Annotated in this window: 13 protein-coding genes, 1 tRNA gene and 1 pseudogene; 8 read left to right on the top strand and 7 right to left on the bottom strand. The window is 72.2% G+C overall.

Going from position 1 to position 13,375, the window contains the following annotated elements:
• The 6 genes and pseudogenes from IRQ30_RS00005 to IRQ30_RS00030 form a co-directional block, all read left to right on the top strand.
• A pseudogene (locus IRQ30_RS00005) lies at positions 1-721 on the top strand (DNA polymerase III subunit gamma/tau); the annotation flags it as partial.
• Between the two features lie 37 nt (positions 722-758).
• Positions 759-1,139, top strand: coding sequence for a YbaB/EbfC family nucleoid-associated protein (locus IRQ30_RS00010; RefSeq protein WP_193606827.1), 381 nt, complete (start codon positions 759-761; stop codon positions 1,137-1,139).
• A 6-nt stretch (positions 1,140-1,145) separates the two neighbouring features.
• The gene (gene recR / locus IRQ30_RS00015; protein ID WP_193606826.1) at positions 1,146-1,742 is read left to right on the top strand and encodes a recombination mediator RecR; all 597 of its coding nucleotides are present in this window, start codon (positions 1,146-1,148) and stop codon (positions 1,740-1,742) included.
• A complete protein-coding gene (locus IRQ30_RS00020) occupies positions 1,739-2,323 on the top strand; it encodes a DUF5063 domain-containing protein (protein ID WP_193611051.1) in 585 nt (194 codons plus the stop codon). Before recR ends, IRQ30_RS00020 begins: the two co-directional genes overlap by 4 nt.
• Positions 2,324-2,376: 53 nt before the next feature.
• Positions 2,377-3,648 (top strand): aspartate kinase, encoded by a 1,272-nt coding sequence (locus IRQ30_RS00025; protein ID WP_193606824.1) that lies wholly within the window; start codon positions 2,377-2,379, stop codon positions 3,646-3,648.
• Positions 3,649-3,650: 2 nt separating this feature from the next.
• Complete coding sequence (locus tag IRQ30_RS00030; protein WP_193611052.1) at positions 3,651-4,682, top strand: aspartate-semialdehyde dehydrogenase; 1,032 nt, start codon at positions 3,651-3,653, stop codon at positions 4,680-4,682.
• Here IRQ30_RS00030 and IRQ30_RS00035 read toward each other — a convergent pair.
• The 3 genes from IRQ30_RS00035 to IRQ30_RS00045 form a co-directional block, all read right to left on the bottom strand.
• Positions 4,665-5,735 carry a hypothetical protein gene (locus IRQ30_RS00035; RefSeq protein WP_193611053.1) on the bottom strand — a complete coding sequence of 357 codons (1,071 nt, stop codon included), beginning with the start codon at positions 5,733-5,735 and terminating at the stop codon, positions 4,665-4,667. The genes IRQ30_RS00030 and IRQ30_RS00035 overlap by 18 nt on opposite strands.
• 84 nt (positions 5,736-5,819) lie before the next feature.
• Positions 5,820-5,896 (bottom strand) — tRNA-Pro (locus IRQ30_RS00040).
• Positions 5,897-6,003: 107 nt separating this feature from the next.
• Positions 6,004-6,930, bottom strand: a complete 927-nt coding sequence (locus IRQ30_RS00045) for a metallophosphoesterase (protein WP_193611395.1) — start codon at positions 6,928-6,930, stop codon at positions 6,004-6,006.
• 23 nt (positions 6,931-6,953) lie between these two features.
• Between IRQ30_RS00045 and IRQ30_RS00050 the strand changes: the two genes are divergently transcribed.
• Positions 6,954-7,412: a GatB/YqeY domain-containing protein gene (locus IRQ30_RS00050; protein ID WP_193606821.1), complete on the top strand. Its 459-nt coding sequence runs from the start codon at positions 6,954-6,956 to the stop codon at positions 7,410-7,412.
• A gap of 33 nt (positions 7,413-7,445) precedes the next feature.
• On the opposite strand, the gene IRQ30_RS00055 is transcribed toward IRQ30_RS00050, so the two are convergent.
• Positions 7,446-9,767 (bottom strand): penicillin-binding protein, encoded by a 2,322-nt coding sequence (locus tag IRQ30_RS00055; protein WP_193611054.1) that lies wholly within the window; start codon positions 9,765-9,767, stop codon positions 7,446-7,448.
• A gap of 219 nt (positions 9,768-9,986) precedes the next feature.
• Here IRQ30_RS00055 and IRQ30_RS00060 point away from each other — a divergent pair, with 219 nt between their 5' ends.
• On the top strand, positions 9,987-10,271 hold the full coding sequence (locus tag IRQ30_RS00060) for a WhiB family transcriptional regulator (protein WP_227463350.1): 285 nt from the start codon (positions 9,987-9,989) through the stop codon (positions 10,269-10,271).
• A 37-nt stretch (positions 10,272-10,308) separates the two neighbouring features.
• On the opposite strand, the gene bagB is transcribed toward IRQ30_RS00060, so the two are convergent.
• From bagB to IRQ30_RS23990, 3 genes are read right to left on the bottom strand one after another with little or no spacing between them, the layout of a single operon-like run.
• The gene (bagB, locus tag IRQ30_RS00065) at positions 10,309-11,481 is read right to left on the bottom strand and encodes an ArsA family ATPase (RefSeq protein ID WP_193611055.1); all 1,173 of its coding nucleotides are present in this window, start codon (positions 11,479-11,481) and stop codon (positions 10,309-10,311) included.
• A complete protein-coding gene (gene bagA, locus IRQ30_RS00070; protein ID WP_193611056.1) occupies positions 11,481-12,479 on the bottom strand; it encodes an ATPase BagA in 999 nt (332 codons plus the stop codon). The genes bagB and bagA overlap by 1 nt, the downstream gene beginning before the upstream one ends.
• Positions 12,480-12,527: 48 nt before the next feature.
• A complete protein-coding gene (locus tag IRQ30_RS23990; protein ID WP_193611057.1) occupies positions 12,528-13,295 on the bottom strand; it encodes an IclR family transcriptional regulator domain-containing protein in 768 nt (255 codons plus the stop codon).
• Positions 13,296-13,375 lie beyond the last annotated feature (80 nt).

The raw sequence follows: 13,375 nt of genomic DNA on the forward strand, positions 1-13,375 counted from the left end.
CGCCCCGGCCACGCCCGAGCCTCCCGCCGCGGCGCCTGCACCGACGCCCGCGCCCGAGGCCGAGCCCGAGGCGCCGGCGGCGACGGCCGGGTCGAGCACGCTCTCGCTGGTCGACGTGCGCCGGCTGTGGCCCGACATCGTCGAGGCGACCAAGCAGCGGCGCCGGGTCACCTGGATCCACCTCACCCAGCACGCGCAGGTCGTGGCGGTCGACGCCAAGACCCTCACCCTCGGCTTCTCCAACGGCGGCGCCCGCGAGTCCTTCGACAACGGCGGCAGCTCCGAGATCGTCCGGCAGGCGGCGATCGACGTGGTGGGCGCCGACTGGCGGGTCGAGACGATCGTCGATCCCGGGGCGTCCGCCGACGTACCGCCGCCGGCCGCGGCGCCGGTGCCCGAGCCCGCGCCCCCGCGCCCCGCGCCGCCGGTCGCCCGCGACGAGGTCGAGGCCCCGCCCGCCTGGCTCAGCGACGACGGTGACGCCGCCCCGGCGGCCCCCGCCCCCGAGCGGCCGGGCCCCGAGTCGGTCAACGCCGCCCGCGAGGCGATCAAGACCACCCGGCCCGCCGGCGTCGACGCCCGACCCGGTGCGGGGCTCGCCGAGGCCGACGCCGACGCGCACCCCGACGACCTGGACGCCGACTCCGACGAGCTCGGGGGCGCCGATCTGCTGGCGCGCGAGCTCGGCGCCCAGGTGATCGAGGAGATCCCCCACTCATGACCCCCATCCGTCCCACCGACCACGAGGTGACCCGACCATGACCACCGAGAACCCCTTCGACGCCCTGGGGGGCGGCGGCTTCGACATGAACGCCCTCCTGCAGCAGGCCCAGCAGATGCAGGAGCAGCTCCAGTCCGCCCAGGAGCGCCTGGCCGACACCGTCGTCGACGGCACCGTCGCCGGCGGCGCCGTGACGGTCAAGGTCAGCGGGGTCGGCGAGCTCGTCGGCGTCGAAATCAAGGCCGGCGGCTTCGACGGCAGCGACGCCGACGACCTCAGCGACCTCTCCGACATGATCGTGGCCGCCTACCGCGACGCCAAGGCCCAGGTCGACGCGCTCGCCTCCGAGGCCCTCGGGCCGCTCGCCGGGGGTGGCGGCCTTCCGGGCATGCCGTCCTCGGGCCAGCTCGGGTTCTGAGCGACCTTGTACGAAGGTGTCGTCCAGGACCTGATCGACGAGCTCGGCCGGCTGCCGGGCGTCGGTCCCAAGAGCGCGCAGCGCATCGCCTTCCACCTGCTGCAGGCCGAGCCGGTCGACGTACGCCGCCTCGCCGACGTGCTGATGGAGGTCAAGGCGAAGGTGCGCTTCTGCTCGGTGTGCTTCAACGTCTCCGAGGACGAGCAGTGCCGCATCTGCCGCGACCCGCGCCGTGAGGCGTCGGTGCTGTGCGTGGTCGAGGAGTACAAGGACGTCGTCGCGATCGAGCGCACGCGCGAGTTCCGCGGCCGCTACCACGTGCTGGGCGGCGCCATCTCGCCCATCGACGGCATCGGCCCCGACCAGCTCCGCATCAAGGAGCTGATGCCACGCCTCAACGACGGCGTGGTCACCGAGGTCATCCTCGCCACCGACCCCAACCTCGAGGGCGAGGCCACCGCGACCTATCTCACCCGCCTGCTGAGCCCCATGGGCTTGCAAGTCACGCGGTTGGCGAGTGGACTGCCGGTGGGCGGCGACCTCGAGTACGCCGACGAGGTCACCTTGGGACGAGCTTTCGTAGGAAGACGGGCAGCCGAATGAGCGAGACGACCATCGACGACACCACGGAGGACTTCGCCCAGTCGATCGCCGACAGCGTCGAGAGCTTCCTGATCGCGCTGCGCGCCATCAGCCGCGAGGCCACCTCGGGCCAGGCGATCTCGCTGCTGCTGCTGGAGATCAGCCAGGTGCTGCTCGCCGGCGCCCGGCTCGGGGCCCAGCAGGACTTCACGCCGACGGCGGACTACCAGCCCGACGTGGGCCCGGAGGCCGACCTCGACGAGATGCGGCTGCGCCTGGCCGAGCTGCTCGGCAACGTCGACACCTACAGCTTCGTCTTCGACCCCTACGTCCCCGACGTGGTCGAGAGCCAGCTGTCCGACGACCTCACCTCGATCGCCAGCGACCTCGAGAACGGCCTGCGCCACTACCGTCTCGGCGACATCGCCGAGGCGCTGTGGTGGTGGCAGTTCTCCTACGTCGCCTCGTGGGGCAACCTCGCCGGCGCCGCGCTCAACGCGCTGCTGTCCGTGGTCTCCCACGACCGGCTCGACGTCGACAACGACGAGGAGATCGAGCAGATCGTCGCCGCCGAGGCGGTCTTGGACGGCGACCCGGTCTGACCTGCCCACTCGGTAGGATCGGGTAGTCCTTCCCCGATCCCAGGAGTAGCCCGGTGGGCATTGTCGTGCAGAAGTACGGCGGTTCGTCCTTGGCCGACGCCGGCCGCATCAAGGAGGTCGCGCGCCGCATCGTCGAGTCCAAGAAGGCCGGCCACGACGTCGTGGTCGCCGTCTCGGCGATGGGTGACACGACCGACAACCTCCTCGACCTCGCGGAGCAGGTCAGCCCGCTGCCGCCCGCCCGCGAGCTGGACATGCTGCTGACCGCCGGCGAGCGGATCTCGATGGCGCTGGTCGCCATGGCGATCTCCGACCTCGGGTTCACCGCCCGCTCGTTCACGGGCTCGCAGGCCGGCGTCATCACCGACTCCGCCCACGGCCGCGCCAAGATCATCGACGTCACCCCCGGGCGCATCTCCGCGGCCATCGGCGAGGGCCACATCGTGATCGTCGCGGGCTTCCAGGGCGTCAGCCAGGACACCAAGGAGATCACCACCCTGGGTCGCGGCGGCACCGACACCACGGCCGTCGCGCTGGCCGCCGCCCTCGGCGCGGAGTACTGCGAGATCTACACCGACGTCGACGGCGTCTTCACCGCCGATCCCCGCATCGTGCCCACCGCGCGTCGCCTCGAGCGGGTCTCCTACGAGGAGATGCTCGAGATGGCCGCCTCGGGCGCCAAGATCCTGCACCTGCGGTGCGTCGAGTACGCCCGCCGCTACGACATGCCGGTCCACGTCCGGTCCTCCTTCTCGCACAAGGAGGGGACGTGGATCACCCCCAGCCAACCAGGAGAAGTCCCCATGGAGCAGGCGATCATCGCGGGCGTGGCCCACGACCGCAGCGAAGCCAAGATCACCGTCGTCGGCGTGCCCGACAAGGTCGGCGAGGCGGCCCGGATCTTCGAGGCGCTCTCGGCCACGGAGGTCAACATCGACATGGTCGTCCAGAACGTCTCCGCCGCGTCGACCGGCCTGACCGACATCTCGTTCACGCTGCCCCGTGCCGACGGCCAGCAGGCGATGAGCGCCCTGGCCCGGATCCAGGACGAGGTCGGCTACGAGAAGCTGCTCTACGACGACCAGATCGGCAAGGTCTCGCTGATCGGCGCCGGCATGCGCTCGCACCCCGGCATCACCGCGAAGTTCTTCGCCTCGCTCGCCTCGGCGGGCGTCAACATCGAGATGATCTCCACCTCGGAGATCCGCATCTCGGTGATCGTCAAGGAGGCCCAGGTCGACGAGGCCGTGCGCGCCACGCACACGGCGTTCGAGCTGGACGCCACCGAGGTCGAGGCCGTCGTCTACGGCGGGACCGGGAGGTAGTCATGGGTGTCCGCATCGGCATCGTCGGCGCGACCGGACAGGTCGGCGTCGCCATGCGCCAGATCCTCGAGCAGCGGTCGTTCGCCGCCGACGAGGTCCGCTTCTTCGCCTCGGCCCGCTCGGCCGGCTCCGTGCTGCCCTTCGCGGGTCGCGAGATCACGGTCGAGGACGCGGCCACGGCCGATCCGAGCGGTCTCGACATCGCGCTGTTCTCGGCGGGGGCGACGACCTCCCGCGCGCTGGCCCCGACCTTCGCGGCCGCCGGCGTGACGGTCGTCGACAACTCCTCGGCCTTCCGCATGGACCCCGACGTCCCGCTCGTGGTCTCCGAGGTCAACCCGGGGGACATCGCCCACGCGCGCAAGGGGATCATCGCCAACCCCAACTGCACGACCATGGCCGCGATGCCCGTGCTCAAGCCCCTGCACGACGAGGCAGGGCTGGTGCGGCTGATCGCGTCGACCTACCAGGCGGTCTCCGGCTCGGGCGTCGCCGGCGTCGAGGAGCTGGCCGGCCAGGTCGCCGCCGCGGGCGACAAGGCGCGCGAGCTCGCCTACGACGGCGAGGCCGTCGCGTTCCCAGACCCGGTGAAGTACGCCCGCACCATCGCCTACAACGTGCTGCCGCTCGCCGGCTCGATCGTCGACGACGGGCTCAACGAGACCGACGAGGAGCAGAAGCTCCGCAACGAGTCGCGCAAGATCCTGGGGCTGCCCGACCTGCTCGTCTCGGGCATCTGCGTGCGGGTGCCGGTCTTCACGGGCCACTCGCTGGCGATCAACGCGGAGTTCTCCTCCGCGATGACGCCCGAGCGCGCCCGGGAGATCCTGGCCTCGGCGCCCGGCGTCGAGCTGTCCGACGTGCCCAACCCGCTCCAGGCCGCCGGCAAGGACCCGTCCTACGTCGGTCGCGTGCGCCAGGACCCGGGCGTGCCGGACGACCGCGGCCTCGCGCTGTTCGTCTCCAACGACAACCTGCGCAAGGGCGCGGCGCTCAACACCGTCCAGATCGCGGAGCTACTGGCGCGTCGCTGACGGCTGCTCGTCCCTCGACGACGACGCCGGTGCCGGCTCCTCGTCAGTAGCCTCGGCGGTGTCCTTCTTGGCCGGCTCGATGAACGTCGTCGTGACCCAGTGGGACAGCAGGAACGTCAGCACGCTCACGAGCGGGATCACGACGACCATCGACCAGTGGTCGAGGACGTCGATGAGGAACAGCAGCGCCACGACCGCGGTCATGCCGGTGGCCAGGAAGCTGGTGCTCGTGGCGTCCGGCAGCGCGAAGCGGGACAGCAGGACCGAGCCCACGAGGATCGCGGCGATGAAGATCAGCGCGAGCAGCGGGAAGCCGGCGCGGCCGCACGAGGTCGTGCCCTGCACGGCCTCGCAGCCGCGGAGCGCGAGGTAGGTGCCGCCGACCAGCACGAGCCCGACCAGGACGCCCGTGACGGCAGCCGCGACGCGTCCGGACAGCGGCGCGCGGGGCGGCCGCGGCGCCTTGGGCTCCGGCGCGGCCTTCTCGGCCTTCGGCGGCTTGGCGGGCTCGGCCGGCTTGGCGGGCTTGGTGGGCTTGGTCTTGGTCTTGGGGGCCGGGGCTGCGGGGACAGGGACGTCGTCCCGAGGCCCGTCCGGCTCCACCTCGTCCACGAACAGCGGCGGAGCCGGCTCCTCCTCCACGAGCGTCACGGGGTCGTCCATGGCCGGCTCGGCGGCGGGGTGCGGCTCGGGCACGACGACCTCGGTGGGCTGCTCCTCGGCGACCGGCTCGACCTGCTCGACCGGTTCGACGGGCTCCACGACGGGCGCCACGACCAGGGTCGGCTCGTCGGCCTCGATCACCTGCGTCGTCTCGGCGTCGGTGGCCTCCGGTGCCGCCTCGGGTTCGGGCACCGCTTCGGGCTCCAGCTCGGGTTCGGGCTCGGGCGCCGGCTCCGGCTCCCGCACGGCCTCCGGCGGGGTCTCCGGCTCGGTGGGCGGGTCCGCCGGCGTCTCGTCCTGCGCTGCGGCGCCCTTGCGGCCCTTCCTACGGCCGAACAGGCGGGGCGGCTCGAGCCGCGCCGACGCGTCCTGCTGGTCCTCGTCTGGCATGGGCGCAGTCTGCCACGGCGGCGGCGCGGCGGCCCGGAACCGCGAGAACCCCGGACCACGAGGGTCCGGGGTTCTCGGTTCATCTGGTCGGGCTGACAGGATTTGAACCTGCGGCCTCCTCGTCCCGAACGAGGCGCGCTACCAAGCTGCGCCACAGCCCGATCATGGGCTCGTTCCCCGTGAAGGGAGGTGAGCCCACAAGCACGGGAGCATACCCGAGCGCGGAGCGCCGCTCGCAATCGGTGGGGGTCCCCGGCCGGCGCCGGGCTCAGGCCCGGGGGAGCAGCGTCAGGAGGCTCGCCTCCGGGCGGCACGCGACCCGGATCCGGGCGTAGGGGCTGCTGCCCAGCCCTGCGCAGACGTGCAGCCACGAGGAGCCGGGGTCGCCCGGCCGCGAGTCGGCGGGGTGGCGGTGCAGCCCTCGCGCCCGGGCCGGCTCGAGGTCGCAGTTGGTGGTGAGGGCCCGGCCGCCCGGCAGGCACACCTGCCCGCCGTGCGTGTGTCCCGCGAGGACGGCGTCGTAGCCGTCGGCGGCGTACTGGTCCAGCACCCGCAGGTACGGCGCATGGGCGACGCCGAGGCGCACGTCGGCCGTCGGGTCGGCGGGGCCGGCCACGAGGTCGAGCCGGTCGTAGCCCAGGTGCGGGTCGTCCACCCCGGCGAACGCGAACGTCGTCTCGCCGACGGTGACGGTGTCCTTGCGGTTGGTCAGGTCGCGCCAGCCGGCGCCGGTGAGGGTCTGGCTGAGCAGCGGCCACGGCAGCTGGGGCACGTGGACGTGGCGCTTGCCGGTGTCCGGGAGCAGGTAGCGCACCGGGTTGCGGAAGCTCGGCTCGTAGTAGTCGTTGGAGCCGTGCACGAACACGCCGGGGACGTCGAGCAGCGCGCCGAGCGCGTCGCGCATCACCGGCACCGAGTCGCGGTGGGCCAGGTTGTCGCCGGTGTCGACGACCAGGTCGGGCTCCAGCGCCGCGAGGCCGCGCAGCCACTCCTGCTTGCGGGTCTGGCCGGGCGTCATGTGGATGTCGCTGAGGTGGAGCACCTTCAGGGGTCGCTGGCCACGGGGGAGGACGGGCAGCTCGAAGCGGCGCAGCGTGTAGGCACGCGCCTCCCAGGCGGCGTACGCGGTCAGCCCGGCGCCGGCGAGCGTCCCGGCTCCCAGGAGGCGCGGGAGAATCCGGAGGCTGGGCACCAGGCCAGGCTGCCACAATGGTCCTCATGAGTGCTCTCAAGGACCGCCTGCGTGCCGACCTCACCACCGCCATCAAGGGCCGTGACGAGGTGCGCTCCTCGACCCTGCGGATGGTGCTGACCGCCATCACCAACGCCGAGGTGGCCGGCAAGGAGGCCCGCGAGCTCTCCGACGACGACGTCATCGGCGTGCTCTCGAGCGAGGCCAAGAAGCGCCGCGAGGCCGCCACCGCGTTCGCCGACGGCGGCCGCGCCGAGATGGCGGCCAAGGAGAAGGCCGAGGCGGCGGTGATCGCCGACTACCTGCCCGAGGCCCTCACCGACGAGGAGATCTCGACGCTGGTGACGGCCGCCATCGAGCAGACCGGCGCCGCCGGCGAGGGCATGCGCGCGATGGGCAAGGTCATGGGCGTCGTCACCCCGCAGGTCAAGGGTCGTGCCGACGGCGGTGCCGTCGCCGCGGAGGTACGCCGCCAGCTCGGCTGACGTCGCCGGCGCCGACCCTGCCGCGCGGCGGGGTCAGCGACCGCCGCGGCCTCCGCGACCGCCACGGCCCTTGGGCTTCTTGCCGGTCGAGGTGTAGATGACGACCGTGTCACCGCTGGCGAGCTCGACGCCGGCCTCGGGGTCGGTGTAGGCGACGGTGCCCCGGGGGTACCCCGAGGCCTTGGCGCCGGCGACGTTGACCGTGAAGCCGAGGTTCTCCAGCTCGTTGCGGGCGTCGTCGACGCTCATCCCGCCGACGTCGGGGATCCCGGTGAGGACGCCGCGGATGTCGGAGCTGCTCGGCCGCTCGAAGTCCTCGTCGTCGAGCCACTGCTCGATGACCTTCATCGCGTCGCCCCACATCGGGCCGGCGAGCGTGGAGCCGGCGGCCGAGGCGACGTAGGACGGGCCGACCGTCTGCCCGTTGAGGGTGATCTTGGTGCCCTCCTTGTTGGCGCCGGCGATCATCGAGGCCGTGGCGAGGTTGGGCGTGTAGCCGACGAACCACACCGCCTTGTTGTCCTGGATGGTGCCGGTCTTGCCGGCGGCGGGCTGGGCGGTCTGGATGTTGGCGCTGTAGCCGAACCCTCCGGGCTCCAGCACGCCGCGCAGGACGTCGTTGACCGCGTCGGCCACGGGGCTCGGCATCACCTGCGTGCAGCGGGCGGGGTACTTCTTCAGCGCGTTGCCGTTGGGGTCCATGATCGCGGTGACCGGGCGGGCGTCGCAGTGCAGACCGCGGCCGGCGAACGTCGCGTAGGCCTCGGCCATCTCCAGCGGGCTCACGTCGGCGACGCCCAGGGTGAACGCCGGGATCATCTCGGTGTCGGGGTCGGTGAGCTGGACGCCCATCTTCTTGGCCAGCGTGAAGGGCTCGCAGATGCCGGTGCGCTGCTCGAGCTGGGCGAAGAAGGTGTTCACCGACAGGCGGGTGCCCTGGTACAGGTCGAAGTTGCCGGAGCTGGTGGAGTTCTGCGGCTTCCAGATCTCCGAGCTCGCGTAGTTCTGGCCGTCGCAGACCGCGAAGTCGCCCTGGTCGAGGAAGACCTGCTGCGGGGAGTTGATGCGCTCCGACAGCGGGATGTCCTGCATGACGGCCGAGGCCAGCACGAAGGCCTTGAACGTCGAGCCGGCCTGGAAGCCGTTGGAGTCGCCGTACTGCGAGGGGACGACGAAGTTGAGGTAGGACTCGCCCTCCTTCTTCTTGCGGCCCATGGGCCGCGACTGCGCGATCGCCTTCACCTCGCCGGTGCGGGGCTCGACCATCGCGAGCGCGCCGATGGCGTCGTTCTGCTTGTAGACGTGGGAGCGCACGGACTCGTCCGCGGCGTCCTGGAAGCGGAGGTCGACGGTCGTGCGGATCGTGAGGCCGCCGGACTTGAGCAGCCGCTCGCGCTCCTCAGCGGTCTTGCCGAGCGAGCGGTCCTTCATCAGGTAGTTCAGGACGTAGTCGCAGAAGAACGGGGCGCGGGAGTAGACGCAGCCGTTGCGGGTCTTGCGGACCTCGAGGCGCAGGCCGCGCTCCTTGGTGCGGTCGGCCTTCTCGCGGGTGATGACGTTGAGCTGGGCCATCCGGTCCAGCACGATGTCGCGGCGCTGCTTGGTGCGGTCGGGGGAGTTGGTCGGGTCGAACTTGGTGGGGTTCTGGACCAGGCCCGCGAGCACGGCCGACTGGTTGAGGTTGAGGTTGCGGGCGTTGACGTTGAAGTAGTGGCGCGCTGCGGCCTGGACGCCATGCGCGCCGTCGCCGAAGTAGGCGGTGTTGAGGTAGCGCTCCAGGATCCAGTCCTTGCTGTGGCTCTCCTCCATCGCGATGGCGTAGCGCAGCTCCCGCAGCTTGCGGGCGTAGGTCTGGTCGACCGCCGCCGCCTGCTCCTCCGGGGTGTCGGCCTGGGTGAGCAGGGTGAGCTTGACCAGCTGCTGGGTGATCGAGGAGCCACCCTGGACGACGCCGCTCGACGCGGAGTTGGTCAGCAGCGCGCGCAGCGTGCCCTTGAGGTCGAGCGCCCCGTGCTCGTAGAAGCGGTAGTCCTCGATCGCGACGATCGCCTGCACCATGGTGCGCGAGACCTGGTCGAGCGAGACGTTGACGCGGTTCTCGTCGAAGATCGTGGCGATCGTCTCGCCCTTGCGGTCCAGGATGCGGGTCTTCTGCGGCAGGTCGTCGGCGTCCAGCTCGGTGGGCAGCTTGTCCATGCTGTCGGCGACGTTCTCCGTGGCGACGCCCAGGACGGCCGCGAATGGGATGGCCAGACCGGCGACGACGACGCCGAGGACGGCGGAGACCGCCACCATCACCCCGAGGTGGGACAGCACCTTGGAGGAGGAAGGACGCTCAGAACGGGGGCGAGACATGGCCCCTAGGGTACGGGAGGGCCGTGAGCAGGCGATTTCGACGCGAGCGCACCCCAGGGCCATGCTGACGGGGACGGACTAGTCATTTGTGACTATAAGAGGTGGGCCGACCGGGCCTTACGGTCCGACCGGAAAGTCCTTAACTTTGAGCCAATGGGACCGGGCTGGTGTCGCGTCATGGGGACGCACCACCACCCGGAAGATGTGGGGACATCAATCATGTGGGTTGAGGACTGGGCGCCGCGCGCCGCTTGCAGGACCACGGCACCGGACCAGCTGTTCGTCCGTGGAGCCGAGCAGAACAAGGCCAAGCAGCTGTGCTCGGGGTGCCCGGTGCGCACCGAGTGCCTCGCCGAGGCGCTGGACAACCAGATCGAGTGGGGCGTCTGGGGTGGCATGACCGAGCGCGAGCGCCGGGCCCTGCTGCGCCGCCGTCCGGCTGCGTCGTGGCGCACGGTCCTCGAGACCGCCCGCGCCGGCACCGACCAGCCCGTCTCGGTCTGACCTCACGCCGTACCTGAGCCGCCCCGCGAGGGACGGCTCAGTCGGCGCGTACGGCGAGCAGCTCGCCGACGCGCCGCAGGCCCCCGAGGTCGTGGACGTCGCCGGCGAGCGCCGGCACGACCGCGGTCGCGACCTGCGGGTGCGCCGCGTCGAAGCGTCGTCGCAGGCGGGCCTCCCGCTCGACGAGCCGGGTCTGGTCCGCGTGCAGGCGCAGCATGCCCGCCGTCGCCGACGACGGGTCCTCGCGCCGCAGCCGTTCGGCCGCGGCCATGGCTTCGTCGGCCGACACGGTGCCCGCCGGGACCGGGCCGGCGCGGTTGACGATGAGCCCGGCCAGCGGCATCCGGTCCTCGCTGAGGCGTTCGACGAAGTACGCCGCCTCGCGCAGCGCGTCGGGCTCGGGCGCGGCGACGACCAGGAACGCCGTGCCCTCGGCCTGGAGCAGGGCGTAGGTCTTCTGCGCGCGCTGGCGGAAGCCGCCGAACACCGTGTCGAGGGCCGCGACGAAGGTCTGCAGGTCCGTGAGCACCTGCGCGCCCAGGATCCGGTTCAGGGCGTTGGTGATGATGCCGAGCCCGGCGGTCATCAGCCGCGCCGGGCCGCGCGCCGGTGCGAGCATCAGCCGGATGAAGCGGCCGTCCAGGAAGCTCGACAGCCGCTCGGGGGCGTCGAGGAAGTCCAGCGCGGAGCGCGACGGCGGGGTGTCGACGACGATCAGGTCGTAGGTGCCGTCGGCGACCGACGTGCCGTGGATCTGGCCGAGCTTCTCCATGGCCATGTACTCCTGCGTGCCCGCGAACGAGCTGGACAGGGCGATGTAGAAGGGGTTCTGCAGGATCTGCGCGGCCTTCTCGGGGCTGGCCTGGCTCTCGACCACCTCGTCGAAGGTGCGCTTCATGTCCAGCATCATCGCGTCGAGTCGCCCGCCCGCCGCGGGATCGATGTCCGACACCGGCCGCGGGGTGTTGTCGAGCTCCTCGATGCCCATCGACTGGGCCAGGCGGCGCGCGGGGTCGATCGTCAGCACGACCACCTTGCGGCCGCGCTCCGCCGCCCGCAGCGCGAGCGCGGCGGAGGTCGTGGTCTTGCCGACGCCGCCGGAGCCGCAGCAGACGATGATCCCGGTCCTCGGGTCGTCGAGCAGCGCGTCGACGTCGAGGGCCGGTGCGCGGGTGCCGCGGGGGCCGACGCGGGTGCGGGCCTTGGTCATCAGGCCATCCCCTGCGCGCGCAGCGCTGCGGCCAGCTCGTAGAGCGCGCCGATGTCGACACCCTGGGCCAGCCGGGGCAGCTCGTACGTCGGGACGCCGAGCTCGCCGACCAGCACCCGCTGGGAGTCCTCGAGGGCGCGGCGCTCCGCGTGGTCACGGGCCTCCGCGAGCAGCCCGTCGACCAGGTCGGCGTCGGCCTCGATGCCGGCCGCCTTCAGGTCCGCCTCGACGCCGGCGCGGTCGAGGGTGCCGTCTCGGGCCCCGGCCAGGTCCTCGGCCGAGAGGTCCTGCGGGCGCACGAGGTTGACGACGACCCCGCCCACGGGCAGGTCCGCCTCCCGCAGCTGGGCGATGCCGTCGGCGGTCTCCTGCACGGGCATCTCCTCCAGGACGGTCACCAGGTGCACCGCGGTCCGCGGCGACCGGAACAGCGTCATCATCGTGTCCGACTGCGACTTGATCGGACCGACCTTGGCCAGTCCGGCGAGCTCGTTGCTGACGTTGAGGAACTGCACGATCCGGCCGGTCGGCGGACCGTCGAGCACGACCGCGTCGTACTCGATCGCGCCCTTGTTGCGGCTGTTGCGCTGGACCGCCTCGAAGACCTTGCCGGTGAGCAGCACGTCGCGCACGCCCGGGGCGATCGTCGTGGCGAACTCGATGACGCCGAAGCGGTCGAGGGCGCGACCCGCGCGGCCGAGCTTGTAGTAGAGGGAGAGGTACTCCAGGAGCGCGGCCTCGGGGTCGATGTGCAGCGCGTGCACGACGCCGGGCTCGCCGTCGGCTCCGGGCAGGCCGGTGGTGAGGCGCCGCTCCTCCGGCGGCAGCGGGTCGACGTCGAACATCCGCGCGATGCCCTGGCGTCCCTCGACCTCGCAGAGCAGGACGTTCTTGCCGCCGTCGGCCAGCGCGAGCGCCAGCGCGGCGGCGACCGTGGACTTGCCGGTCCCGCCCTTGCCGGTCACGACGTGCAGTCGCACCTTCGGCCAGTCGCTCACACCTCAGAGCCTAGTGAGTCGCCCCAGCGGGCGGCGGTGCCGCGGCGTCTAGCGGCGCGAGCGGCGCAGCGACCGGGTCAGGTCGTGCGCGGCCTGGAGCAGCAGCGCGCCCAGCTCGCGCCGTCGCTCCTCGCCGAAGCGCTGCTCGATCCCGGTGAGGCTCAGCGCCCAGGCCGGCCGGTCGTGGGCGTCGAAGACCGCCGCGCCCATGCCCCAGCTGCCCGGGACGATGAGGCCGGGGTTGACGGCGTAGCCGTCGCTGCGGGTGGCGGCCACCCGCTCCCGCACCCGGTCGGCGCGGTGCTGCTCGCCGTACGACGCGGCGAGGTCGGCGCGCGCCAGGAAGTCGTCGACCTCGGGGTCGGGCAGGTAGGCCAGGACGACCATGCCGGCGGAGGCGACGCCGAGGGGGAAGCGGGTGCCCTCGGCGAGCACGTGCGAGCGGATCGGGAAGCTGCCGTCCTCGCGCACCAGGCAGATCGTCTCGTCGCCGCGGCGCACGGAGAGGAAGGCGCTCTCGCCGGTGGTCACGGCCAGGCGTCGCACGACCAGCTGGGCGAGCGCCGTGACGTCGTAGCGCGAGGAGGCGGCGGCGCCCAGGAGGTAGAGCTCGGGACCGAGCAGCCAGCGGCCGGTCGCCTCGTCGCGCTCGAGCAGCCCCTCGGCCTGCAGGGAGGTGAGCAGCCGGTGCGCGGTGGGGCGCGCCAGCGACGTGGCCCGAGCCAGGGCCGAGGTGGACGCGCCGTCCGGCTCCCGGACGGAGACCGCCCGGAGCAGCGCCCCGGCGCGGCCCACGACGTCGACGGGAGCGTTCACTGGATGGACGCTACCGGAGGACGAGGTCCACTCTGCGAGTGATGCGCGTCAGGTGGGTGGCCGTCCGTTGACGGACCGGC

Source organism: Nocardioides lijunqiniae, from assembly GCF_015024225.1.
GTDB classification, from domain to species: Bacteria; Actinomycetota; Actinomycetes; order Propionibacteriales; family Nocardioidaceae; genus Nocardioides; species Nocardioides lijunqiniae.